Here is a 25,510-nt window from a genome sequence, read left to right as displayed (position 1 = left end):
ACGAAGCCGCAATAGTTATTATATCAAAGAGACAAAGAGCTTTGAAGAATTTAAGAAGATAATGCTTGTTGCTTGTTGCTTGTTGCTTGTTGCTTGTTGCTTGTTGCTTGTTGCTTGTTGCTTGTTGCTTGTTGCTTGTTTATTATTATATCCGATTTTACGTGAAAAACAAGCGTTGAAATCATGATTTTCTCCCCTAAATTAACTCGATCAAAACCTTGACACAAAATTTAGAATCCCAATTTTCTCCGCCAAACACATCTCATATTTTATACCTATTTTTATACCACATTTTATATCGGAAAGCAATAACACGACGATTGACATATTCCCACGACTAAAGCTGTGGGATTCTAAGATCGACAAAGACAGCCGGCTGAAACCGGTCTTACGTCTTCTCCTTTAAGAGTGGATGTCCCTACTCTGAGAATATTCACAGCCACATTGATATCCCGGTCGTGTTTCGCCCCGCATTTCGCGTTGATAAGCTATAAAAGGAGTTTAATATAAAAGTAGACGTATGGCAAAAAACCAAATACAAAACAAACGCCACCGTGGGCGGCGTTGCGATTCTCATCCAATCTCATCTCTCATCCAATCTCACCTCTCATCCAACAACGGCTGAAGCCGTTGGCTTTCTCATCGCTTTATCGTAAAAATACCTATGCGAATATGCGAAGCTAGTGATTGGAATGCTTGATGGAAAGTAAATACTGTTGCCTTGATTTCTCCTGTCCTCTCTCTTGACAAAGGGGAAATAATGTGTAAAAGTAATTATATAATTCATATATGATTAATATATTTTATCAATACGACACGCTATAGCGTTATGTATATCACAAGAAAGAATAAGTGGGGAAGGACAAATGGAGAAAGAAATAGCGATCCGAATCGAGCATCTTTCCAAATCCTACGATTCGGAAGCGGGAAACGGGGCCGGAAGCAATATACTCGACGACATCAATCTCGACATAGCGAGAGGAGAATTTCACGTCTTTTTGGGGTGGAGCGGGTGCGGAAAGTCGACATTGCTCAACATTATTGCGGGTTTTGTCCCGAAAAGCGGTGGCAAGGTGACGGTGTATGGAAACGATGTCGAGGGCCCCGGCAGGGATAGAGGAGTGGTGTTCCAAAACGCTGACGCTGCTCTATTCCCGTGGCTCACGGTGCAGAAGAACGTCGAGTATGGCCTGCGGCTCAGCGGGACACCGAAAAAAGAGCGTGGTGAAACAGCGCGAAAGTGCATCCGATTGGTAGGACTCGAGTTGCACGAGAACAAGTATCCTGATGAACTGTCCGGAGGTATGAAGCAACGCGCGCAAATCGCGCGAAGCATCGCGAACGACTCGGAGATTTTGATTATGGATGAACCCTTTGGCGCTCTCGACGCTCAAACGCGCAGGCTGATGCAGAAAGAGGTCATCAGTATCTGGAGAGAAACCGAAAAAACGATTCTTTTCGTCACGCACGACATCCAGGAGGCGGTTTTTCTCGGACAAAAAGTCAGTGTCATGTCCCGCGCACCCAACGCGACGATCATCGAAACGATTGAGATCGGGGTTCCTTATCCGCGCAAAATCGACAATAGCCAGGTTTCCGCGTTTATCCAGAAAATACAGGGGTTCTTTGACGTCGAATACGAGATATGAGGGCTGGTGGAGATATGGCGTTACAAGGAAAAAACAGAGGAAATAAAATTATCGGTTTTTTGTTGAAAAAGGGAATCGTGACGTTCGCGTTGCTGTTGGCGGTATGGCAGGCGGCTTCGATGTACAACGACGCCAATTTTTTGCCGGGACCGGCGCGGACTTTGATAGGGGGGTGGGAGATCCTCAAGAACGGAGTGTTACTCGATTACGTCGCGATCAGCTTCATGAGAATATTCGCGGGCTGGAGTATCGGGATAGTGTGCGCAATCCCCATCGGGTTGGCCGTTGGGCAATTTGCCCTCGTCAGAGAGATTTTTGAGCCGTTCGTGAATTTTTTCCGGTTTGTGCCGGCCATCGGTTTTCTGACCTTGTTTCTGATGTGGTTTGGCGTTGAGGAGGAGTCGAAAATCGCCATCATCGTGTACGCGACGATCTTTCCGGTTACCATCAACACTATTGCGGGCGTTGTCAGCATCGATAAGATAAAAACGCGGGTCGCTCAGTCTCAAGGAGCCTCCCCATTTCAGATTTTCTACACCGTGACCGTCCCCGCCTCGGCGCCATCCATATTCACCGGCATACGGCTTGGGCTTTCCGGGGCGATCGTTTCGATCGTCGCGGCGGAAATGCTGGCCGCGCAGAGCGGAATAGGCTACCTGATCTACACGTCGCGCCTTTACTTTCGGACAGACTGGATCTTCGTCGGCATACTGACCCTGGGGTTGTCGGGATATTTCTCCGATAGACTGCTCAGGCTTTTCGGGAGCACCGCACTGAAAAGGTATGGCGTGAAATGATTAATATGTTTGAGGAGGTATGAGATGGGCCATCCGACAATTTATCCGACCGGAGTGACTATTTACGACAAGGACGCCGCCTGGAGCGGTTACACTGTTCTGCCGTCTGCCAAGGGCGTGATCCTCATGGACATGAACGGGAAAGAAGTTCGCGTTTGGCGCGGACTCAAGGGCGATCCTCCCAAAATTTTGCCTGGAGGTTACGTGATGGGCAGCACCGGTGAACGCGCCCCGGCTTGTCACACGTTCGACAACCTGGACCTCGTTCAGGTGGATTGGAATGGAAACATCGTCTGGAAGTTCGACAGGTTCGAATACGTCGCCGACGCCGGCAGGCCCCCAAAGTGGATCGCCAGGCAGAATCACGATTACCAGAGGGAGGGCTCCGCGACCGGATATTACTCGCCTGGAGGCGCGCCGCGCGCGGATGGCGGCAATACGCTGATGATCGTCACGCGGAACGTGTTCAATCCTCACGTATCGGACAAAGTGCTGCTCGACAGCTCCATAATCGAGGTCACATGGGATGGAGAGATCGTCTGGCAGTGGAACGCGAATGAGCATTTCGACGAATTGGGTTTCGACGAGGCGGCGAAGAATGTTCTATACCGGCTTCCGTCTTCCGACGTGGCGCACGGCGGGCAGGGGTTTTGGCTCGCGATCAATAACATCAACAGGCTTGGCCCAAATAAGTGGTACGACGCCGGGGACGGCCGCTTTCACCCGGACAATATCGTGTGGGATGGCCGGAACGCGAACGTGATGGCGATCATCGACAAAAAGACGGGGAAAATAGTGTGGCGCGTGGGTCCTGACTTCGAGAAAACCGGGGGCGCTCTTGGGCAGATCATAGGCCAGCACCATCTGCACCTCATCCAAAAGGGACTTCCAGGAGAGGGAAATTTTCTCGTCTATGACAACGGAGGCTGGGCGGGGTATGGAGCGCCGAACTCCGTCTCGAAGTACGGAACGGCGAATGTACGCCGTGATTATTCGCGCATCCTCGAATTCGACCCAACGACGCTTGAGATAGCGTGGCAGTATTCTCCCAAAGAAGCGGGACACATTCACCCTCTCGACTCGTACAAATTCTACACGTCGTTTGTCAGCTCGGCCCAGCGTCTGCCCAACGGCAATACGCTCATCACCGAAGGGCGCGACGGCAGGCTGTTCGAGGTGACTCCGGAACACAAAACAGTATGGGAGTATGTCTCACCTTATTTTCGCACGATAACACGCGGACGCGACGGAATTCTAGTGAATAACATGACCTATAGGGCCTATCGTGTGCCTTACGGTTGGATACCGCAGCTCGACCCGCCAGACGAGAACTCGATAGAGGCTCCGAATGTCAGCGAATTCCGTGTCCCTGGAGCTCCTCTTGGGCCAGGAGGCAAGGTGACCAAGGTCGAGGGAGTGGCCGGCGGCTCGGAAAAACTTGTCGCCGATCCTTTCCGTGAACTTTCTCCGTCCGGCGCGGCCGAGCTGTCGAATTTCTGCGTCGTCGATTTTGAGAAAGTCGTCGATTTTGAGAAATTTGAGAAATAGGAGGAGATGATCATGGGACATCCAAGAATATACCCGACAGGCACGACGTACTACGATTCAGCGTCCGCGTGGAGCGGGTACACGATATTTCCTTCGGCTAAAGGGGCTTTGCTCATCGACATGAGGGGCAATGAAGTGCAACTTTGGGAGGGTTTGCTCGGTTTTCCCAACAAGATCCTGCCGGGTGGACAGGTCTTTGGTTCTCCAGGCGCGCGAAATCCAAAATACGGCTTTCAGGATCACCTGGCTTTGCTGCAAGTGGACTGGGACGGTAAGGTCGTGTGGAAGTTCGAGAAAAACGAATTCATAGAGGACCCCGACAGGCCAGCCGAGTACATCGCGCGTCAGCATCACGATTTTGAACGTGAGGGGTCGTCGGTGGGTTATTACTCCCCGCTCTCGAAACCACGCGTCGATGGAGGAAACACGCTGATCTTGGTCCATAAGGACATCGTCAACAACAGGATATCCGACAAAAAATTGTTGGATGACCGCTTCATCGAAGTCGACTGGGAGGGAAATCTCCTCTGGGAGTGGAACGCGAATGAACATTTCGATGAACTGGGTTTCGACGAAAAGGCTCTCAACGTACTGTTCCGCAATCCTTCGGTGGTCACAAGCGGACTCGGCGATTGGCTGCATGTCAACTGTCTTTCGACGCTCGGCCCCAATAAGTGGTACGACTCAGGCGATGAGCGCTTTCATCCCGACAATATGATCTGGGACGCCCGCAACGCGAATATCCTCGCGATCACCAGCAAGGCCACCGGTAAGGTGGCTTGGCGCATCGGGCCCGATTTTCGGGAGAACGCGGCGCTTGAACAACTGGGTTGGATCATAGGGCAGCATCATCTTCACATGATTCCCAAAGGATTGCCCGGAGAGGGCAACCTGCTCGTGTTCGACAACGGTGGGTGGGGAGGGTACGGCCTACCGGGCGGGACGTCCAAAACGGGACAAAACAGCGTGCACAGGGATTATTCGCGCGTGATCGAGTTCAACCCCGTCACTTTGGAGGTCGAGTGGGAATATAACGCGGTCAACGCAGGCTTCTCCGATGAATTTCGTTTTTACAGTCCGTATGTGAGTTCCGCGCAGCGCCTGCCAAACGGGAACACTCTCATCACTGAAGGTTCGGACGGGCGAATTTTCGAGGTGACCATCGATCACAGGACCGTGTGGGAGTACATCAACCCATACTACTCAAATTCTATGGGAGGCACTCACAACATGGTGTACAGAGCCTACCGGGTGCCCTACGAGTGGATACCTCAACGGGATCTACCAAAAGAAGAATCGATAGCGGCGCCCGATATACGGTATTATCGCGTGCCAGGTTCGCCCGTCGGGGAAAACTCCGAAAGTGCGGTCCTGGTGACGGGCGTCGGGCTGGAACGTCTCTCGGCTTTCGAGTACCCAGCGATCAACCTGCTGCCCAGAGAACGCCGAAAGGGCACGCGAATTTTTGAATAAAACTGTGTTTCATATAACGTCATTGTTCAAGCTCAGGGGAGCGGAGCCCGTTCGGCCCGTGGATGGACGTGTCCGAAATGCGGATGGACGTGTCCGAAATGCGGGGCGGAACACGACCGGGATATTCATGCGGCTGTAAATATTCTCAGAGTGGGGGCATCCACTCTTAAAGGAGAAGACGTAAGGAGAAGATGTAAGACCGGTTTCAGTAGGCTGTCTTTGTCGATCTTAGAATCCCATGACTTTAGTCATGGGAGTATGTCAAGATATAACGATATAACAACAACAAAGGGGTTCGATTGAGATGAGGGCTTTGAAAAAAATAACCGCGGTCACAATGTTGTTCTTCTTGTCTTTCGTGTTTTCCGCTCTTGGGGCGGAAACCCTCCCCACAATACGCGTGGGTGTGATGGCAGGAGAAACCGATTCTTTCGTGCCAGCGGTCGGGGAAGAACTGGGAATTTACAAAAAATACGGTTTGAACGTTATTTCTCAAGCGTTTTCAGCCGGGATCAATACGATCGACGCGCTCACGCTTGGCCAGCTCGATTTTGGCATGGCGGCGGACTTCGCGATTTTGAACCGCATCGGGGCTATGGAAAAAAGCGACCTTCGTATCTACACCAAATTCGCTGTTTCAAAAGCGGGCACGCCGTTCTCCTGGGCATTTTACGTCAATGACGATACAGTCACCTCTCCGTCGGATCTGGCGGGAAAATCCATCGCGCTGCGCAAGGGCACCGTGGAGGAATATTGGACAGCTAGGCTGCTGCAAACCGTTGGCGTCGATCCGGTTTCTATCAAACAACTGCCCATAGGGAGCCCACAAGAGGGCGTTGCTGCTCTGAAATCCAAACAAGCGACAGGGATGTGGGGAGGTGGACAGGCGTCCGTCGCGCTCGCGGAAATACCCTCCGTCCGGGGGATCGCTGATCTCGCGACCATCGACTCACAAACGGTGACAGTCTTGCTGTCCACGCAAAAATTTCTCACTGAGAATAAAGACATTGTCGTGAATTACGTGAAAGCCCTTGAAGAAATAGTGCGGTTCATCAATGCGGAACCGGAAAAAACCGCCGAAATCGTACAGAAACAGATCAACATTCCCGCCGAGCAGGTGTTGATGAATCTGCAGCGGAACGAAATCAGCGTCAATTTTACCCAAACCACACTCGACACGCTCGACGCTATAAATCAATGGGGCCGGGGAGCAGGTTTCATAAAAAACGTGTTTGACGTGCGTGATTATGTCAACGTAGAGGCGCTTAAAGAAGCGTTCCCAGAAAGCGTCAGTTATGATCATGAATAGAATAGAATAGAGAGGAAAGCGTCTTTGCAAAATTTGTTGAGGCACAGCTCGATCTTTGTGAGGACTTACTCGACGAGAATGCAACAGCACCAGTAAATTAACGAAAGCGAGCGTCGACGGCATCGGCTGCGCTGAGTAGCACGGCGAACACGACAATAAGCGGTTTAAAAAAACGTTTCAAAAACGTAGCAGACTCCCTTTCTTTGCATAATATCAATTACGATAAAGCGATTCTTATCCAACGGCTTCAGCCGTTGGATAAGAATCGCAACGCCGCCAACAGCAGCGTTTGTTTTGTATTTGGTTTCTTACCATATGTCTACTTTCATGTTAAACTCCTTTTATGGCTTATCAACGCGAGATGCGGGGCGGAACACGACCGGGATATTAATGCGGCTGTAAATATTCTCAGAGTGTCTGATCTCTTTTCCAATGGGACCTGAAAACAACATAAGTATTGAAAACGATACGGGTCATAAAAACAAAACGGGTAGTAAAGTAAATTGAAACCCTAAGTCCTAATCTAGAAAAATAACCTCGCCCCGTTTCGCTTCCTGAACCCAACCGCTCCACACTGCGCGCAGGCGATCACTCAGGCGCCGGGTCAGCGACGGGCAACCCCCCGCCGAGACCGCCACGGCCACCTCCCCCTCGGTCACCAGGGCGGGAAAGAAAAAAGAGCATTCTTCCGGCGCGTCGGATACGGAAACGAGTATACCCGCCTTTCGCGCTTGCTCCCCCAGGTCGCGGTTGAGTTCTCTGTTGTTTGTCGCCAGAACCGCTATAAAAACACCGGCAAAATCGAGATCTTTAACTTTTTCAATACGTTTTTTGACCAACCGTAAATTTTCCCCGTAGATCTGGGAAAGAACAGAAAAATCTTCGTGAAACTCTGGGCTGATAACCGTCACGGTCGCGCCACAAGTCAGGAGAGCGCGGGTACGCCGCAGAGCCACGGAGCCCCCACCGATGACGAGTGCCTTGCGTCCCGCGATATTCATGAAAAACGGAAAAAGGGGAAAAATACAGGGATAGACATCGCGCGGAGGTCCACTCTCACGACAGCTCATTCGTCGCGGTTTGCTTGGGCCGCCGCCTGTGCAAAGTCGTCGATCAGATCCTCGGCGTTTTCCAAACCGACGCTCACGCGAATCAAATCATCGTATACAGAAGCCGCGCGCTTTTGTTCCTCTGTGAAATGGGCGTAGATTGTGGAGGCCGGGTGGATCACCAGGGTACGCACGTCCCCAATGTTTGTCGCGATACGCGCGTATTGTAGGTTGTCAAGCAGCCTAAAAGCTCGTTTTCTCGACCCTGCCCGCAACGTCAGAAGTGCGCCGCCGCGCCCCTCTTTCATTTGACGATCAACGTTGATTTTGTCGGGACTTCCATCGAGTCCTGGATAGTTTACGTTCGCGATATCCGGGTTCCGTTCGAGGGATTTCGCCAGAGCCAGAGCGTTGGCGCAGAGGCGCTCCATTCGCAGGCCCAGAGTTTCGAGCCCTAGACAATTAAGGTAAGCGTGCTGTGGGGACATGCAAGACCCGAAATTACGCCAGATATCCTGTTGCAGTCGAGCGGTAAAAACCAACTTTCCCATTTTGCCGTATTTCTGCAGAACAGGAAATTTCGCGAAATCCCACTCGAACTTTCCTCCATCGATAATGACTCCGCCTATGGCGCTTCCGTTGCCGTTGATGTATTTCGACGAGGAATGGACCACGATGTCCGCGCCCTCTTCCAGCGGACGAATGAGCGCCGGGGTGGCGGTAGTGCTGTCGATGATCAATGGGATGCCCCGTCGGTTGGTCACACTCGCCAGCTCCCTCACGTTGACGACGTTGAGTTTGGGATTACTGATCAGTTCCGTTAACACCACCTTCGTTTTCTCGGTGATGTTGGATTCGACTCCCTGTCCGGTCATGTCCTCGACGAAACGGGTGTGTATTCCGAAGTGTTCCAGATCGCCGAATAAATCCAACGTACCGCCGAAGAGCGCGTTGCTGCTGATAATTTCGTCTCCGCTTTGCAGAATGTTGAGAAGCGTCATGGAGATCGCCGCCATACCAGAAGCGCAGGCCACCGCGCTCGCCCCGCCCTCGATGAAGGCCATGCGTTGCTCAAAAGCGCTAATCGTCGGATTGTTGATCTGGGTATACACAAAACCTGGAGCCTTGTTGTCGAACACCCGCCCCAATATTTCCGCGGATTCGTAGGCAAAAGCCGAGTTCTGATAAATGGGCGGCAGGGTCGCGCCAGCGTCTCCATCGGTAACGGAAGGACCTCCGGCGAAGGATTTTTGGAAGCCGTGCAGCAACAGAGTATTGAATTTCATAGGGCCGTCACTCTTCTTTTCAAGTTCGCACTTTTCAAGTTCGCGCTTTTTAAGTTCACACTTTTTAAGTTCGTGACTCTCTCCTATTGCCTCGATGACGCCGCAAGCGGCTGTGGAGTGGGTCACTCGGTCGATTAAAATCAGCTCTCCGAGTGTTTTGTGCGCCTTGAACACGTCGAAAACCGCCGGATGCGAGAGGGCGACGTCGCAAAGACCGATTTCGTTTTTATAAAGCGACGAGGCGGGAAGGCTCTCTCCGCTGTTCACATCGGTTTTGTGGAGAATTTTCTCTACGGCACAGGGCAGCAGCCGCGTGCCGATTTTGGCCCAATAGATTCCTTCCTTGCCCGGCGTCAGCTCGTTGTCGTCCATCCACAGCAGAGAGGCGACAAAATTTCTTCCCACGGAGAGTTTCGCACCCCGCTCCAGCACCCACCCGCGGGACACGTCCACCTCCCGGTCCAGTTGAAGGGTGACCGGCTGACCGGTGGCGGCCTCGGAAATGTTTCGATTCACTTGATCGACAACGTAAATACTTTTGACCACCGCGTTTTCTCCGCCAGGTAAAATCGTGACCACGTCTCCTACCTGCACCGCTCCGGATTCTACCTGCCCCTGAAAACCGCGAAAACTTTGGTCGGGACGACAAACCCGCTGTACCGGAAGGTAAAAACCCGTCTCGAAGACGTCATCCGAAACGTCCACGTTTTCGAGATAGGACAGCAGCGTCGGCCCATCGTACCACGCAACGCGTTCCGAGCGCTGCGTAACGTTGTCGCCTTCGGTGGCGGAAAGGGGTATGACGGCGGCGTTTTTTAAGGAAAGTTCATCGCGCAACGCGAAAATATCGGCTTGAATACCCTCGAAAAGGGATTTGTCGTACTCCGTCAGATCCATCTTGTTGACCGCGAAAACAAAGAATTTAATTCCCATCAACGCACAAATCCGCGCGTGACGACGTGTTTGTCTCAACACGCCTTTGACGGCGTCCACCAAAATAACCGCCAAGTCGGCAAAAGCGGCGCCAACCGCCATATTGCGAGTATATTCCTCATGCCCCGGCGTGTCGGCCACGATGAAACTTCGGGCGTCGGTGGTGAAATAGCGGTACGCCACGTCGATGGTAATGCCCTGTTCCCGTTCGGCCATCAGGCCATCCAGCAGCAGAGAATAGTCTATTTTCCCGCCGCGGCTGCCCAGTTGGCTGTCCAGAAGCAGCGCCTGTTCCTGATCGGCATACAGCAGCTTGGCGTCGTATAAAATACGTCCAATCAAAGTGGATTTTCCGTCGTCTACGCTCCCGCACGCGATGAACTTCAATAAACCGTTCATAAATAAACCGTTCATGTATCAAGCCCCTCGATCTTCTCTTAAAAATATCCTTCTCGTTTGCGCCGTTCCATGCTACCCTTGCTTTCTTTGTCGATAACCCGGCTGGCGCGCTCAGATGTGATCGCGGACAGCGTTTCCTCTATGACGGCGTCCAGCGAGTCCGCGTCGGATTCGTAGCCTCCGGTCAGCGGGTAACAACCCAAAGTACGGAAACGCACCTTCTTGATTTGCGCCGTTTCGCCAGGCAAAAGCGTCATGCGTTCATCGTTCACCATGATCAAATTGCCCTCCCGCTCGACAATCGGGCGGTTCGCCGCGAAGTACAGCGGAACGATTTCGATATGCTCGCGCCTAATGTACTGCCAGACGTCTTTTTCTGTCCAGTTGGAGAGCGGGAAGACGCGAATGCTTTCGCCCTTGCCGATTTGCGTATTGTACAGTTTCCAAACCTCCGGGCGCTGTTTTTTCGGGTCCCAGGCATGTTGTTCGTTGCGGAAAGAGAAAACCCTCTCTTTCGCGCGGGACATTTCCTCATCCCGCCTGGCACCTCCGAAGGCCGCTGTGAATTTGTACTGTGTCAGTGCCTGTTTGAGAGCCTGCGTCTTCATAATATCCGTATAAGCCGCACCGTGATCGAAGGGGTTGATGCCCTGAGCGATGGCCTCCTCGTTGCGGTAGACCAACAGAGTAATGCCCAGTTCTTTCGCCCGGCGGTCGCGAAATTCGATCATTTCACGAAATTTCCAACCCGTATCGATGTGCAGAAATGGAAAAGGAGGTTTTTCGGGGTAAAACGCCTTCAAAGCCAAGTGCAGCATCACGGAGCTGTCTTTTCCGATGGAATAAAGCATGACAGGGCGTTCACACTCCGCCGCCACCTCCCGAATGATATAGATCGCTTCGGCTTCCAATTCGTTCAAATGCGTCATGACAACACCTTCGTCAGCTCAATATTTATTTCCGTCCCGACTGTCCACAGTGAGGACCTTCACGGAACCATCCGGCATTGCGATATGCCAGCGCAGCAGTACGCCGTCGCGCCGAACCCACAGGCGACCGCCCAACCCTCCAATGTCCTCGCCCAGGTAGAGCCGCAGCGCGCCCTCTGGGCATTCTTTCAGGCATGAAGCGCAGCCCCAGCAGTTCTGGGGTTTGGCGATATACGCCCGGCCGTCGCATACTTCGATCAGACCGCCGGGGCAAACCTGAGAACAAAGCCCGCAGCCCCTGCATCGGTCCCGCAAAATCTCGACACTCACGCGACACCTCCCGCCTTTTCTCCGCGACCGATTTCGCGGGTGAAGACTTTCAGCTCGCCGTTTTCTAATCTGGAGTTGACGAATTTCAACCCTTCATCGCTTTTATCGGGGTAGTCCAGGTTCTCCGCGAAGCCGCGCCAGCGGGTTTCCTTCCTCGCGGCCAAATGAGCGAGAACCGATCGGCACACCGTCAGCCGATCCGTCAGCTCGAACCTTTCTAACAGCGACCGCATATCGGGAACGAGAAGCGATTGAGTCTGCGCCTCGATCTCGTTGATTTTTTGCGCCGCAACCCGAAGACTCGCCTCCGAAAAGGCATAACCCGATCCGATTCCTCCGGCGTATCGATCCATGGCGTCCTGCATTTCCGCCTCCAGGTCGTCCGCGGACGGCGAAAAACTTTCCGAGCCATTGATTTTATCGGCTTTATCGATTTTATAGGCTCTATCGGCTCTATCGGCGCTCGGTCTGTTCAGGATTTTTTCCAAACGAGACTGAAAATCCTCGATTTTCACAAGATCGGGTTGCGGCGCTTCATCCGCCATGTATTTCAGCGCGGACTCCGCGGCGATTTCCCCCTCGGCGAACGCGCCCGTAACATACTTTTGCGGACAGCCGCCAGCCACGTCACCGGCCGCGAAAAGCCCTTGAATCATGGTTTCGCGGCTGGCATCCACCCAATATCCACTGGCGGTGTGCCCGCCGACGATGTAGGGTTCACTGCCGACGACTTCCACATTGCGCGCGCTCGGCGGCATATCGCTCTCGATCCATTTCAGCGTTTGGATCGGCGCCATGTTGAGGTAGGCACGCCACAAATCTTCGTCTTGTTCCGGGGTGATTCCCGCGGTGCGCAAACAACAAGGCCCGCGTCCTTCCAAGTTTTCGCGCGTCGCGCCGTATACTCGTAACGCGGTCGTGAAACCATATCTTCGCTCGTACTCCTCGCCTAAGGCGTTGACTTGCTTTGCGCCCACTCCTTGCGCCAGCGTGCCGGTCGGGGCCAGCGTATCCTTGCATCGCAGAGCGACAAAGCGCATCTCGAAGGTGGTCATCTCCGCCCCAGCGCGAATACCCATCGCGTACCCAGCGCCAGTGTTGAAAGGCGGGTACCACATCTTGTGCCGGGAAAAGCCAGGGTTGTTGGGCTTGTACAGCCCAGCCGCGCCCCCGGTGGCGCAGAGCACGGCGCGGGCGTAGATCGCGTACAAAACTTCTTTTTCCGCGGACGCCGCGAAAACCCCCACAGCGCGCCCATTTTGAATGATGTAGTCGATGGCGTTTACACGGTTTAGAACGGTGATCCGGGGTTCGCGCTCCACAGCAGCAGCCAGAAGCAGTTTGATATTCTCTCCGTTGATTTTGATGTTTCGATTGCCGCGTGTGGCGTAGGCGCCGTGTTCGTCCTTCAGGATGGTCAATCCCAGCTTTTCCACGCGGGCCACGGTTTTGTTCAGCCTCTCCGCCATCGTCAGAAGCAGGTCTTCCCGCGCGATGCCTTCCGCGTCAGCGCGGGCGTAAGCGACGTAATCCTCCGGCGTTTTACCGGGAACGATGTAGGCGTTGAGGGCGTTGACCCCAGCAGCCAGACATCCGCTGCGCCGAATGTTCGCTTTTTCGACAACGATCACCGAACCATCGGACTGCCCACAGAAAGTCAGCGCGGCGTAACACCCTGCCGCGCCACCGCCGATACAGAGAAAGTCGGTGGACAATATTTTCAAAGATAATTTCTTCCTCATAACCTGAACCTTATGACCTGAACCATGACCCGATTAGATGAAGACCGGGTTCGTGTCTTCCAGCATACTGTTTTTGACCAAGAGCACCCGCGTGTCGTCGTACAAAAAGAGCCGGTAAATCACTACGCTGACGCGCTCGCCGGGTGATAATTCCTCTTCTTCCGGCGAACGGTAGGTGGTGAAATGCATTTCTTTGATCTTCACCCGCAACTCCAAAAGCCCTCCGCGGAAAAACACGCCTTCAAGGATTCCTTCCTCGGCGGCGTTGACGTACTGTTGTTTGCCGAACTTCGTGACATGAATGAACTCTGGCCGTATGAGGGCCCTATCGTATCCCTCTGTGGGCTCGAACCCCTTCAGTACGGCGTAGTTTTCCAGGATCGACGACTGACCGATGAATTTCGCGGCAAAAGGCGTAGCGGGGTGCTTGTAAATATCCGAGGGAGAGCCTTTTTGCTCGATACGCCCGCTGTTCGTAACGATAATCTCGTCCGCCACCTCGATTGCCTCGTCCTGATCGTGGGTGACGAAAATTGACGTGATGCCCACTTTGACTATGGTTTCCCGCAGCCATATCCGCAGCTCTTTGCGGACCTTGGCGTCTATCGCGCCGAACGGTTCGTCCAGGAGGAGCAGATGCGGATTCGGAGCTAAAGCACGAGCAAAGGCCACGCGTTGTTTTTGCCCGCCGGAGAGCTGATGGGGGTGGCGCCTTTCCATTCCTTCCAGGCCGATCAGCTTAATCAAACCGCTCACGCGTTCATTGATGAATTTTTTGTCCTTTTTTTGGACTTCCAGTCCAAAAGCAATGTTGTCGAATACGTTCATGTAGCGAAACAGCGCGTAGTTCTGGAAAACAAACCCGACCCCTCGTCTGGATGCCGCGATGTCGTTGACTCGAACCCCATCGATATAGATGTCACCGGAGTCGGGGTGTTCCAATCCGGCTATCATGCGCAGAATCGTGGTTTTACCGCTGCCGGAAGGACCCAACATACCTGCCAGCTTCCCTTTTTCGATGGAAAAGGACACACCGGCGGCGGCGCGGAAACCGCCGAAACTTTTGTCGATATTTTTCAGTTCCACGTACATTTAAAGCGAGTCCCCTTTTTTCACTTTGTATTCGACGATGTTCCGCAGGATCAAGATAATCACGGCTATGACGACCAGGAGGGAAGAAACGGCAAAAGCGGCGGTCAAATGGAATTCATTGAACAGAATTTCCACGTGTAAAGGCAGAGTGTTGGTCTTTCCGCGCAGATGCCCGGACACGACGGATACGGCGCCGAATTCCCCCATCGCTCTGGCTGTGCATAAAATCACTCCATAGAGCAATCCCCACTTGATGTGTGGAAAGGTGATTTTGCGAAAAATATGGAGCCATTTCGCCCCCATTAGCGCCGCGGCTTCTTCTTCGTCGCTGCTCTGGGACTGCATGAGGGGAATGAGTTCCCTTGACACAAAAGGAAATGTGACGAACAGGGTTGCGAGTACGATACCCGGTACGGCAAAGACGATTTTGACGCCGTGCGCTTCCAGCAAAGGATAGGCCCAACCGATCCGACCAAAGACCAGAATGAACACCAGGCCCGCGATGACCGGTGAAATGGAAAAGGGGATATCGATGAGTGTGGTCAGAAATTGTTTGCCTCTGAACCGGAATTTGGTGATCGCCCAAGAAGCGGCCACTCCGAAAAACGTGTTGACGACGACCGTAATGACCGTGACGAATAAAGTGAGGTTTAAGGCTTTGATCGCGTAGTTGTCCGTAATTGCCTCGGAAAAAACGGCATATCCCTCTCGCAGGGAGTACACCAGCACCGTGACGAGCGGAACGACCAGCATGACGACGATGAAAGCCATTCCCGCGAAAATCAGCGCTTTCTTGACAAATTTTTGCTCCGCGTCCATCTCTGTTATTCTCCGGCGCGCTTGCTGACCCGAGCCTGGATGATGTTGATCGAGAACAACACCACGAAGGCGAAGACGATCATCACCAGCGCTACGGATGTGGCGGCGGCGTAGTTGAACTGTTCCAGCTTGCTCACGATCAAAAGTGGCACGATCTGCGTCCGGTAAGGAATATTCCCGGCAATGAACACCACACTGCCATACTCTCCTACGGCCCTAGCGAAAGCCAGTCCGAAACCGGTGAGGGCGGCGGGGAAAATCTCCGGGAAAACCACCTTGAAAAACGTGCGGGACCGACTTGCACCCAAAATCATAGCAGCCTCTTCGTACTGTCTGTCCAATTTCTCCAAGACCGGTTGGATGGAGCGGACCACAAAGGGTATGCCTATGAAAATCATGGCTATCGTGATACCGGTAGCGGTGTAGGATATCTTGACGCCGATTTTGTCGAACAGCCCTCCGATCCAGCCTTTATCGGAATACAACGTGGTGAGCGACACGCCGGCGACTGCCGTGGGGAGCGCGAAAGGGAGTTCGATAAATCCATCCAGAATACGCCGGCCGGTGAATTCATACCTCGTCAGAATCCACGCCAATAAAATACCAAAAAAAACGTTGATTACAGAGGCGACTAGAGCGCAGGAAAAACTGAGCTTGTAGGCCGCGAGAAGCTGCCTGTCAGTAATGGTCTTCCAAAATTCGCCCAACGACATACCGGAAAGATTCAGCAAAATCGAGAGCAGGGGAATCAACACGATGAAATTCAGCATGGCGAGGGTGATGCCTATCGACAACCCAAATCCCGGAATGACGTTGTTTCCCCGCGCCAGCCTCAATTTTCCCATCAATTTTCCCATCAAATCAATTTTCCCATCAATATGAAGATCCCCCTGTTCGCGCGGAGACTATTTTCTGTAGATCTGGTCAAAAATGGCTCCGTCTATGAAGAACCTTGTCTTTGCCGCCTGCCAACCTCCGAAATCGTCGTTGATGTTGACCAGTTTCGCCTGCAAGTCGAAAACGGAGGCAAATTCCTTCAGGATATCCGGATTAGAAGGGCGGTAGTAGTGTTGGGCCTCCAGGCGCTGCGCCGTGTCGGAATAGAGGTACTCCAAGTACGCTTTCGCGACTTCCTGGGTGCTTCTCTTTTTCGCCACCTCATCGACGACCGCCACGGAAGGCTGAGCCAGAATGCTGATGCTGGGAGTCACGATTTCAAAGTCGTTCGGATATTTTTTAAGGGACAGAAATGCCTCGTTTTCCCACGCCAGCAGCACATCACCCTGTCCGTTTTCCACGAAGGTCGTGGTGGAGCCCCGTGCGCCGGAATCCAGCACGGTCACGTTGCCGTACAAGTCTTTAAGAAACTGCGTAGTTTGGGCCTCGTCTCCCTGATACAAATTGAGCGCGAAGGCCCAGGCTGCCAGGAAATTCCACTGCGCGCCCCCCGATGTTTTGGGATCCGGGGTAATAATTTTAACCCCCGGCTTCACGATGTCGTCCCAATCGTGAATGTTTTTGGGGTTCCCTTTTCTCACCAGAAAGACGATGGTTGAGGTATAGGGCGCGCTGTTCCTCGGAAGTTCCTGTATCCATCCTGGTTCGATCAAACCGCCCTTCTCCAGTTCCACAATGTCCTGTTCCAGGGCCAGCGTCACCACGTCGGCCTCGTTACCCTCCAGCACCGACCGGGCCTGTTTGCCCGAACCGCCGTGAGATTGAACGATAGTCACGTCCTGTCCGCTTTTGTTCTTCCAGTATTCCTGAAATGCCTTGTTATAGTCCTCGTAGAACTCCCTCGTGGGGTCGTAAGACACGTTGGTAATTTCCACGGGTTTTAAATTGGCGGCCTCGGCCGCGTAAGACGCGAACGCGACGAATGTCATGAAGAAAATGGTGAGCCATACAAAGGCCAGGGCTTTTCTCGTTGTTTGGGAAAATAACGTTTTCATGGGTAATATCCTCTTTTCTTTAGGTCTTTAGGTGAATAAAAAAATTCCTACAGCAACAGCTACTTCGCTTCTTCAGGAAATACACCGTTCGTGGGACGGTTCTTCTAGCGGAGACCCGGCGCAACGCCACATCATGACAAACATCAAAAATTACCTCGAATACATAAATATCGTATATATAATATATAAATATAATATCTATAATATGTATTATAAATTTAAGATGTATTTTAACACTTCCGTTTTTAATGTCAACCTTCCGTTTTTAATGTCAACATCTTGACTGAACACAGTTCGAATAATAAACAGGTTGTTACAAAAAGCTTAGAAGGCTTCGTAGGGAGGCCATTGTATAATATAGACATAAGTATTTATTCATAGTACGAAAGAAGCATAACAAGCTACTATCGTGATGTCAATAAGAAGGAATCTGATAATATAAGTGAATATGAATAGATATTTATATCTATACTATACGATGGCCTTCACAATCTACGCCCTCACGTCCAAAGAGTGGGTTCCGTTAGGCCATATACCCCATTATCACAGAGAAACAATAATTTCCTTTAGCCTTTAGTAGTATAGACAAAAAAGAAAAGTCATGAGAATCTATACACATCATAGAGGTAACGCTTTAAATGCGAGGAGGAGTTTTTCATGAAGACGACACAAATCGCCACCGACGGTGGATGCGTTTTTTCACTTGACGGACGACTCGACACCGTCACGTCGCCGCAGGTCCAACCCGAAATTAACGCCGCGATTGACGAGTACAAAAATGTCACGCTGGATTTTTCTAATGTACCTTACATCTCCAGCGCGGGGCTACGGATACTGCTCGCGGGGCACAAACGCGCGACGGCCGTGGGGAGTTATCTGAAGCTCACCCATATATCGAGCGCGATTATGGAGGTGTTCGAGATGACGGGATTCGCGGATATACTCAATATTGAGAGCGATAAACGACAATGAGAGAACTGGAAATAGAGGCGGAGGTGCAGAATCTCGACACGGTGCTCGAATTTATCGTCGACGCGATATCTGGTTTGCCGGGAAAAGTACGGAATAAAATATTGTTAGCTGCTGAGGAAATTTTCGTCAATATAGCCCAATATGCCTACACATCAGACACTGGCAAAGTGGTCGTGCGTGTCGCCAGCAGTGGCGACACGACAATTGAGTTTGAGGATAGCGGCGTTCCTTATGACCCCTTACAAAAAGCCGACCCTGACATCACGCTCTCCGCCGAGGAACGTGAGATTGGAGGACTTGGTATTTTTATGGCAAAATCTCTTATGGATAGCATCTCTTATCGCCGTGATAAAAATAAGAATATTCTCACCATAATAAAGGAAATAGGCAGCACGAAAGCATGACCGACAGATTCACCACGAATATTTTCCGGAAACTGTGGATCCCGGCCATCGTATCTTCCATAGGCTGGGCGTTGTCCGATATCGCCGATGCTGTCGTGGTGGGCCAGCGTATGGGGTCCGTTGGGCTTGCCGCCGTTTCGCTGATTTTGCCCGTATATATGATCAACTGCGCGCTGGTTCACGGTTTTGGCATCGGCGGGTCCGTCCGCTATTCCCAACTCTTGAGCGACGGCAGGGTCGAAGACGCGATTTCAAGTTTCAACCGCGTTACGCAGACGGCGCTCGGCGTGAGCGTACTGACTGCTGTCTTGGGAAATGCCTTTATGGAAGAATTGCTTTGGGCTCTCGGCACAGTTCCAACCGACGGTGTATTGTACGGCGCGACAAAAAGCTATTTAAGGATACTCGTGACGGCGACACCACTTTTTTACCTGTCGAACCTGCTGAACTACTATCTGCGCAACGACGACAACGGGAAACTTGCTGGAATAGGCTCGGTCGTGGGGAACATACTGGATATCACCTTGAACGTGCTGTTCGTATTGGCGCTCGGGATGGGAACGGCGGGAGCGGCGCTTTCAACAGCTATAGGACAGGTTGTCGCCATCCTAATTTATTTGCCCGGACTTTTTGGAAAAAAGCATGTTCTTCAAGTAAAAAAAACTGCCTTTGCGCCCGGTTACGCCTTTTCCGCGTTCGGCGAGGGATTTTCCGGTTCGGTGCAATATCTCTTCTCGCTCGTCTTTATCATGTTCAGCAACAATTATCTGATCCGCGCGGGGAACGAAACATCTGTTGCCGTGTTCGATATGTTGCAAAACGCCGCGTACCTGATATTGTATCTTTACGAGGGAACGATCCGGGCCACGCAGCCTATCGCAAGCACTTATCACGGCGAACACTGGGAAGAGGGTGAGCGTTCGGCTCTGCGGTTATCGTTTATTTACGGGGGAACGGCTGGCCTTCTCATGGCCCTCGTTATCGCCGTCTTCGCGCCACAGACCTGCGCGCTGTTCGGGCTTTGGGACGCAGAAGCGATAGGCACCGGCGTTTTCGCTTTGAGATTGTTTTGCGTGGGGTCGGTCTTTGCGGGAATATCCCTTCTGTCGGCTGGATATTTTCAGTCTTGTGGTAGGGACCGCGAGAGTTTTGTCGTCGCGACGCTTCGCGGCTGCGTTGTGCTTTTGCCCATGACCGTAGCGTTCGCGCTTTGGGACGCAGATATGTTCTGGTGGTTATTTCCCGTGACGGAGGCCTTGTCTTTGCCGACATGGATGCTTTACGCCAAATTGCACGGTCGCACAAAAGAACAATTCGACTCTTCCCGAATTTACCATGGTTCCGTGCGCGGCAAAAACGAGGAAATCGTCGCGGCAAGCGTACAGGCAGAAGCGTTTTGCGAAATGTGGAGAGCGGAAGCAAAGCAAGTGTTCTACGTTACTATGACCATAGAGGAATTATGTCTCGCTATCGTGCAAAACGGTTTTCGCGGTCTAAACGTTCGCGAGTGTTATATAAAGATAACGATTGTGGCGGAAACAGACGGGATGTTCACGCTGCACATACGCGACAACGCCAGGTTTTTCAACCCGTTCGCTCTGAGCACGAACAAAGCGAGTGAGAAAGGCGGTTTCGACATGGACGCTATGGGTATGAGCGTCGTCAAACAGAAGGCGAAGGATTTCTTTTACAGGCAGTACGGCGGATTCAATTCCCTTGTGGTGAAAATATAGGTGAACGTATGAAAATAGTTTATTTCGGATCCGACGTGTTTTTAAAGGTTTTTCAACATTTATTGTTCAACCACGAGATCGTGGCGCTCTACACTTACCGTAAAGAAGAGGATTATTTTTGCGAGAGAAATGTCGTCGCGCTAGCGCGGCTTCACCGGATACCCGTTCACTATACGCAGATAACGGAAGCGCGTATGATGGAGTATATAAACGAGATGGGCTGCGAATTGTTTTTCGTCGCGGAGTATAATTATAAGATTCCCGTACCGGAGGATTCTCGTTTTAGAGGTATGAATATTCACGCTTCGCTTCTGCCGGTCGGACGAAGTTATTATCCGGTGGAGTGCGCGATGGAGCGCGGCATGGAGAAAACCGGCGTGACGCTTCACAAAATCACTCCGCAAATCGATAAAGGGGATATTTTAATACAGCGCCATTTCCCGATAATGGAAAACGAGGACAGCGTAGACGTCTATTTGAAATGCGCGGCGGCGGCGCACGACATGACGCGGGAAGTGATGAGTGGTTTCGAGCGATATTGGAGCGCTGCGGCGCCACAGACCGAAACGTTCCCCTATTGGAAGCGTCCTGAAAACGCGATTATGATGTTGCATCACGATATGACGCTAGCGGAGGCCAAGAGCGTCTATCGCAAATACAACAAACTTACGAGAGTCATTGTGAACGGTTTATTCTTCAACGTCAACGAGCTCGCGACAGGAATGTATAAAATCGGCGCTGGTGACGCGGATATTCTATTCGTTCGTGAGAATAAAATATTGTACGGTGTTGTGGACGGACACTTACGACTTTGCGTCAGTTCCGACGGCGGAGAGGTATAAAGCAAAGAGATATGAAGCGAAGAGATATGAAGCGGAGAGATATGAAAAAATCTGGTCTGGCGCTGAAATGGCGCGGGAAACTCCAACTGAAATTCCTTTCAGGGTTATTCGTCATGGCGCTCGTGCTCATCACGGTCTTGAGCGTCGTCATCGCCCGTAACTACCGTAGAAGCATGGAAGCTTACTACGCGAACGTCGTGTTTAACGAAGCGAAGATAGCCGCCGAAACCATCGATGGAAATAAAATCGCGGAATACGCCTCCACATTGACCAAGGACGATTATTACGAACAGGTGCGGCAAACGCTCCAGAAAGTGAAGCGTATCGTCGGGCTCAAATACTTTTATGTCGTGATTCCCTATGAAGACCAGATGTTTTATGTCTGGGACGCTGGAGACAAAGGCGAAGCAGGCGTTTGTGACCTCGGCGACCGCGACGATTATTACGGCGGCGGGCAAGAAATTATGCGCGGCGTGTTTCTGAATCGGGAGAAGGAGGAACATATTTTAATCACCAATAACGACGAGTATGGTTATCTCGCGTCGGCATACGTCACCATTCGGGACTCGCGCGGCAACCCTGTCGCGCTATCCAGTGTCGACATATCCATGGATATGATCAACGCGCGGATAAACAAACTTATCGCCACGATCGTTCTGATTATCGCGAGTGTTTTGTCGTTGTTCATCATCGGGTATTTCTTCGTCATCCGTCTCACGGTGTTGAAACCGATCGACACACTGGGCAAAGCCGCAAAAACCATTGTGCGCGAACAAATGGACGATCTTGCCACGTTTTCCGTGAACATCAAGACGGGCGACGAGCTGGAATCCCTCGCGGACGCGTTTACCCGCATGGCGCGCGAACTTCACGTCTATATTCTGAACTTGAGCATGGTCACCGCCGAAAAGGAGCGTATTGGAGCGGAACTATCAGTAGCGGCGAATATCCAAGCCAATATGCTTCCACGCGTCTTTCCTCCCTTCCCCAACCGCCGCGAGATCGACATCTATGCTTCCATGCGCCCGGCGAAAGAGGTAGGCGGCGACTTCTACGACTTCTTTTTCGTCAACGACAGCGTTTTAGCCATCGTGATCGCTGACGTTTCGGGCAAAGGAGTGCCGGCGGCGCTCTTTATGGTCGTAGCTAGGACGCTCATCAAGAGTTACGCGCAGTCCGGTAAATTGCTCAGCGAAGTTTTCGCGAACGTTAATAACGCGCTCTGCGAAAACAACGAGACTTCGATGTTCGTGACGACGTTTATGGGTTTTCTCGACCTTAATACGGGGGATTTGGCCTACGTTAACGCCGGGCACAATCCACCGCTCTTATCTCAGAGTGGCGAGTTCGAGTATATGAAGCTCAAGTCTGGGCTTGCTCTGGCGGCTATGGAGGACGTCAGGTATCGAGAAGGTTTTGTGACTCTGGACAAAAGCGACGTTCTCTTTCTTTACACCGACGGCGTGACCGAAGCCACTGATCGTCAAGGAGAATTATTTGGCGAAACGCGCCTGAAGAAAAAACTGAGAGCCCTCACCGGATCATCCGTGAAAGATCTGGTGTCCGCGGTGAACGCCGAAATTGACGCTTTCACGGACGGCGCGGAACAATCCGACGACATCACGCTACTCGCCATAGAGTGGCGGGCAGACGACGAAAAACCTACCACTCAGGGCAAACGCGTCAGTCAGTAAAAACGTAAAGGATTGCATTATGAGCTAAAAAAGAGTTAAAATTCACGCTCAATGGAGGATTACTCGAATGGAAACTCAAATGGGAACTCGAATGGAAAGATCGTGAGGTGCGTAAAGAAAACTATTCGCGTCGGCAGCCGCGATAGCGTGCTGGCCGTGCAACAGGCTCGCCTGGTCATGGAAGCTCTCACCCACGCCTACTCTGAGCTTCGCGTGAAATTGGTGACGATGAAGACCTCAGGAGACCTGAACCTTCGCCCCTTCGATCAGTTGGTGCAAAGAGAAGACGGCCTCGGAACAAACCGCTTCGGTGTCAAGGGACTCTTCGTGAAGGAACTGGAACAGGCTCTATTGGACGAGAAAATCGATGTGGCGGTCCATAGCCTGAAGGATATGCCTATGGAACAGGACGAGCGTCTCCCGATCTGCGCCTTTTTCGAGAGAGGTGATCCGCGGGACGCGCTGGTGTCGCCTTTGGAGCGCAAGATAAACGAAAACGGAGACATCGGCTGTTCTGCCGCGCGTCGTCGCGTGCAGCTGGCGAGACTGATGCCCGGCCGCGTGCGCCCGATCCGCGGCAATATCCTGACGCGCTTGAAAAAACTGGACAAAGGAGAATACGCTTTTCTCGTTTTAGCCGCGGTGGGATTATGGCGTCTTGGGTTGGAGTCGCGTATCTCCAGAATCTTCGCTCCAGAAGACATGATCCCGGCAGCGGGGCAGGGATGCCTGGCTTGTCAAGGACGCCAGGAAGATTGCGAGTTTATCGAGGCCATAAACGACCCCAACACCGAGAGCTGCGCCAGGGCCGAGCGCGCCTTTGTCGCGAGCCTGGGGGGAGGGTGTGCTCTGCCCGTGGCGGCCTACGCGCGGGTGAGCGGAACGGAGATGAATCTCATGGGGCTTTACGTGAACGAAAACCAGGATCTCTACCGTGTGGGCTCCCTCTCTGGAGATCGAAAGGACGCGGTGAAGTTGGGCGAAACGTTGGCGTCTCGTTTGCAAAAGGGTGAATTTTTTGGAAGGTAAAGTCTGGCTGGTGGGAGCGGGGCCCGGGGACGTGGAACTCTTGACGGTGAAAGGGCGGAGGCTTTTGGAGCAGGCGGACACCGTCGTGTACGACCATTTGATCGGCTCCGGCGTTTTGGGGTATGCCTCTCCAGAGGCGGAGCTGATCGACGTAGGCAAAAGCGGAGGACACCATCTTATACCTCAAGAGGAAATCGAAAGAATCCTGATCGAAAAAGCCCTGGAGGGTAAACGCGTCGTGCGTTTAAAGGGAGGTGACCCGTTTTTGTTCGGGCGCGGTGGCGAGGAGATGGAAGCCCTGATGAGCAGGGAAATTCCTTGCGAGCCGGTCCCAGGGGTAACCTCGGCGCTGGCGGTTCCCGCTTTTGCGGGTATCCCTGTCACGCACCGCGACTACGCTTCGTCGCTCCACATCATCACGGCTCACAAGCGCGGAGGCGCGCCGATCAACTACGACATTCTGGCTCGATTGGAAGGGACCTTGGTCTTTTTAATGGGGGCCTCGAAGTTGGGGGAAATCTGCCGACGGCTGACTGAGGCTGGCATGAACGAAAGCACGCCAGTGGCGGTGGTCGAGTGGGGGACAACAGCGCGTCAAAGACGAGTCACGGGGGTTTTGGCCGATCTGGCCGACTTGATGGATCGCGTCAAATCCGAATTTGCCTCGCCGTCGATTCGGTCTCCAGCACTCTTGGTTGTTGGGCGCGTTGTCACTCTGGCCGAAGCGCTGGATTGGCGTGCGCGCTTGCCTTTAGGCGGCAAGCGCGTGCTTGTCTGCCAAGCTTCTCAAGGCAATAAAAACGGTCGTCTGACGGCGCTTTTGCGTTCGCGAGGCGCGGAAGTTCTGGAGGCGTGTCCTTCTCGGATGGAGGCAACCCTCGATTCTTTGCCCGCTTTGAGCGGCTACGGGTGGTTCGTCTTCACCAGCACAGCGGGCGTGGAGTTTTTTTTTGAGAGGTTAAAGAGGGACCGCAGAGATATCCGAGAAATCGGGGACGCGAAGATCGCCGCGGTAGGTCCGGCTACGAAAGACGCCATAGAATCTCACGGGTTGAGGGTCGACCTGATTCCGCCCCTCTACAGTGGAGCCGCGCTTGGGGAGAGCTTGCTTCGTGAATATCAGTCCAGCAGGCAAACGCCTCCCCAGCGTCTTTTGCTGCTCCAAGCCCTGAATAGCGCGCCGGACCTGGCGCGGATTTTGAGGAACGGGGGTCTTAGCTTCGACGAGATGCCACTGTACCAAACGCTCCCGGCCATCTCCAGAGCGGATCTTGGAGATGTGGACGCCGTGGCCTTCACCTGTGCGTCCTCGGTCCTTAATTTCGCGGCACTGTGCCCGGATGCCCGCGTCAAGGCTGTCTGCATCGGTGAACAAACAGGAAAAACAGCTCGGGAAGCGGGCTATGAGGTCAAGGTTGCGAAAAAGGCCACGCTGGAGGATCTGGCGGACGCGGTAGAAATTTTGTTATCGGGAGATTGTTCCATGTCATTGACATACTCCCCCAGCTAAAGCGAGGAGATTCTAGGAC

Annotated in this window: 23 protein-coding genes; 14 read left to right on the top strand and 9 right to left on the bottom strand. The window is 52.5% G+C overall.

The features are described 5' to 3' along the window. From LBJ36_01670 to LBJ36_01640, 7 genes are all read left to right on the top strand, one after another. Positions 1 to 187, top strand: a 187-nt coding sequence (locus LBJ36_01670) for a hypothetical protein (GenBank protein MDR1377750.1), incomplete at its 5' end; no start/stop codon positions are given. Between the two features lie 679 nt (positions 188 to 866). After that, positions 867 to 1,649: an ABC transporter ATP-binding protein gene (locus LBJ36_01665; protein ID MDR1377749.1), complete on the top strand. Its 783-nt coding sequence runs from the start codon at positions 867 to 869 to the stop codon at positions 1,647 to 1,649. After that, positions 1,646 to 2,446, top strand: a complete 801-nt coding sequence (locus LBJ36_01660; protein ID MDR1377748.1) for an ABC transporter permease — start codon at positions 1,646 to 1,648, stop codon at positions 2,444 to 2,446. Before LBJ36_01665 ends, LBJ36_01660 begins: the two co-directional genes overlap by 4 nt. A 24-nt stretch (positions 2,447 to 2,470) precedes the next feature. Beyond that, on the top strand, positions 2,471 to 3,994 hold the full coding sequence (locus LBJ36_01655) for an aryl-sulfate sulfotransferase (protein ID MDR1377747.1): 1,524 nt from the start codon (positions 2,471 to 2,473) through the stop codon (positions 3,992 to 3,994). A 12-nt stretch (positions 3,995 to 4,006) separates the two neighbouring features. Next, positions 4,007 to 5,467, top strand: a complete 1,461-nt coding sequence (locus tag LBJ36_01650; protein ID MDR1377746.1) for an aryl-sulfate sulfotransferase — start codon at positions 4,007 to 4,009, stop codon at positions 5,465 to 5,467. Between the two features lie 21 nt (positions 5,468 to 5,488). Then, positions 5,489 to 5,770: a transposase gene (locus tag LBJ36_01645; GenBank protein ID MDR1377745.1), complete on the top strand. Its 282-nt coding sequence runs from the start codon at positions 5,489 to 5,491 to the stop codon at positions 5,768 to 5,770. Between the two features lies 1 nt (position 5,771). Beyond that, complete coding sequence (locus LBJ36_01640) at positions 5,772 to 6,776, top strand: ABC transporter substrate-binding protein (protein ID MDR1377744.1); 1,005 nt, start codon at positions 5,772 to 5,774, stop codon at positions 6,774 to 6,776. A 518-nt stretch (positions 6,777 to 7,294) separates the two neighbouring features. Here LBJ36_01640 and LBJ36_01635 read toward each other — a convergent pair. The 9 genes from LBJ36_01635 to LBJ36_01595 are packed head-to-tail and all read right to left on the bottom strand — an operon-like array spanning position 7,295 to position 17,241. After that, positions 7,295 to 7,846: a bifunctional precorrin-2 dehydrogenase/sirohydrochlorin ferrochelatase gene (locus LBJ36_01635; protein ID MDR1377743.1), complete on the bottom strand. Its 552-nt coding sequence runs from the start codon at positions 7,844 to 7,846 to the stop codon at positions 7,295 to 7,297. Then, on the bottom strand, positions 7,843 to 10,443 hold the full coding sequence (locus LBJ36_01630) for a PLP-dependent transferase (GenBank protein MDR1377742.1): 2,601 nt from the start codon (positions 10,441 to 10,443) through the stop codon (positions 7,843 to 7,845). Before LBJ36_01630 ends, LBJ36_01635 begins: the two co-directional genes overlap by 4 nt. A gap of 38 nt (positions 10,444 to 10,481) precedes the next feature. Continuing rightward, entirely contained in the window at positions 10,482 to 11,372 is an 891-nt protein-coding gene (cysD, locus tag LBJ36_01625; GenBank protein ID MDR1377741.1) for a sulfate adenylyltransferase subunit CysD, read from the bottom strand. Positions 11,373 to 11,390: 18 nt separating this feature from the next. Further along, positions 11,391 to 11,702 (bottom strand): ferredoxin family protein, encoded by a 312-nt coding sequence (locus LBJ36_01620; protein ID MDR1377740.1) that lies wholly within the window; start codon positions 11,700 to 11,702, stop codon positions 11,391 to 11,393. Further along, a complete protein-coding gene (locus LBJ36_01615) occupies positions 11,699 to 13,444 on the bottom strand; it encodes an adenylyl-sulfate reductase subunit alpha (protein MDR1377739.1) in 1,746 nt (581 codons plus the stop codon). Before LBJ36_01615 ends, LBJ36_01620 begins: the two co-directional genes overlap by 4 nt. 33 nt (positions 13,445 to 13,477) lie before the next feature. Next, a complete protein-coding gene (locus tag LBJ36_01610) occupies positions 13,478 to 14,536 on the bottom strand; it encodes an ABC transporter ATP-binding protein (GenBank protein ID MDR1377738.1) in 1,059 nt (352 codons plus the stop codon). Then, positions 14,537 to 15,355: a sulfate ABC transporter permease subunit CysW gene (gene cysW / locus LBJ36_01605; GenBank protein ID MDR1377737.1), complete on the bottom strand. Its 819-nt coding sequence runs from the start codon at positions 15,353 to 15,355 to the stop codon at positions 14,537 to 14,539. It abuts the gene before it with no gap. A gap of 5 nt (positions 15,356 to 15,360) precedes the next feature. Next, positions 15,361 to 16,212, bottom strand: a complete 852-nt coding sequence (gene cysT, locus LBJ36_01600) for a sulfate ABC transporter permease subunit CysT (GenBank protein MDR1377736.1) — start codon at positions 16,210 to 16,212, stop codon at positions 15,361 to 15,363. Between the two features lie 48 nt (positions 16,213 to 16,260). Next, positions 16,261 to 17,241 carry a sulfate ABC transporter substrate-binding protein gene (locus tag LBJ36_01595; protein MDR1377735.1) on the bottom strand — a complete coding sequence of 327 codons (981 nt, stop codon included), beginning with the start codon at positions 17,239 to 17,241 and terminating at the stop codon, positions 16,261 to 16,263. Between the two features lie 723 nt (positions 17,242 to 17,964). On the opposite strand from LBJ36_01595, the gene LBJ36_01590 reads away from it, so the two are divergent. The 7 genes from LBJ36_01590 (at position 17,965) to cobA (ending at position 25,491) form a co-directional block, all read left to right on the top strand. Then, positions 17,965 to 18,279: an STAS domain-containing protein gene (locus LBJ36_01590; GenBank protein MDR1377734.1), complete on the top strand. Its 315-nt coding sequence runs from the start codon at positions 17,965 to 17,967 to the stop codon at positions 18,277 to 18,279. Continuing rightward, entirely contained in the window at positions 18,276 to 18,683 is a 408-nt protein-coding gene (locus LBJ36_01585) for an ATP-binding protein (GenBank protein MDR1377733.1), read from the top strand. Before LBJ36_01590 ends, LBJ36_01585 begins: the two co-directional genes overlap by 4 nt. Continuing rightward, positions 18,680 to 20,416: a polysaccharide biosynthesis C-terminal domain-containing protein gene (locus tag LBJ36_01580; protein MDR1377732.1), complete on the top strand. Its 1,737-nt coding sequence runs from the start codon at positions 18,680 to 18,682 to the stop codon at positions 20,414 to 20,416. Before LBJ36_01585 ends, LBJ36_01580 begins: the two co-directional genes overlap by 4 nt. Before the next feature lie 35 nt (positions 20,417 to 20,451). Next, positions 20,452 to 21,258 (top strand): hypothetical protein, encoded by an 807-nt coding sequence (locus tag LBJ36_01575; protein ID MDR1377731.1) that lies wholly within the window; start codon positions 20,452 to 20,454, stop codon positions 21,256 to 21,258. A gap of 41 nt (positions 21,259 to 21,299) precedes the next feature. Next, complete coding sequence (locus LBJ36_01570; protein ID MDR1377730.1) at positions 21,300 to 22,952, top strand: SpoIIE family protein phosphatase; 1,653 nt, start codon at positions 21,300 to 21,302, stop codon at positions 22,950 to 22,952. A gap of 102 nt (positions 22,953 to 23,054) precedes the next feature. Continuing rightward, positions 23,055 to 23,981, top strand: coding sequence for a hydroxymethylbilane synthase (gene hemC, locus LBJ36_01565; protein MDR1377729.1), 927 nt, complete (start codon positions 23,055 to 23,057; stop codon positions 23,979 to 23,981). Further along, entirely contained in the window at positions 23,962 to 25,491 is a 1,530-nt protein-coding gene (gene cobA, locus LBJ36_01560) for a uroporphyrinogen-III C-methyltransferase (protein MDR1377728.1), read from the top strand. Before hemC ends, cobA begins: the two co-directional genes overlap by 20 nt. Positions 25,492 to 25,510 lie beyond the last annotated feature (19 nt).

The sequence above is a fragment of the Synergistaceae bacterium genome (assembly GCA_031267575.1).
In the GTDB taxonomy this organism is placed as follows: Bacteria; Synergistota; Synergistia; order Synergistales; family Aminobacteriaceae; genus JAIRYN01.
This window is presented reverse-complemented; position numbering and strand designations above follow the sequence as displayed.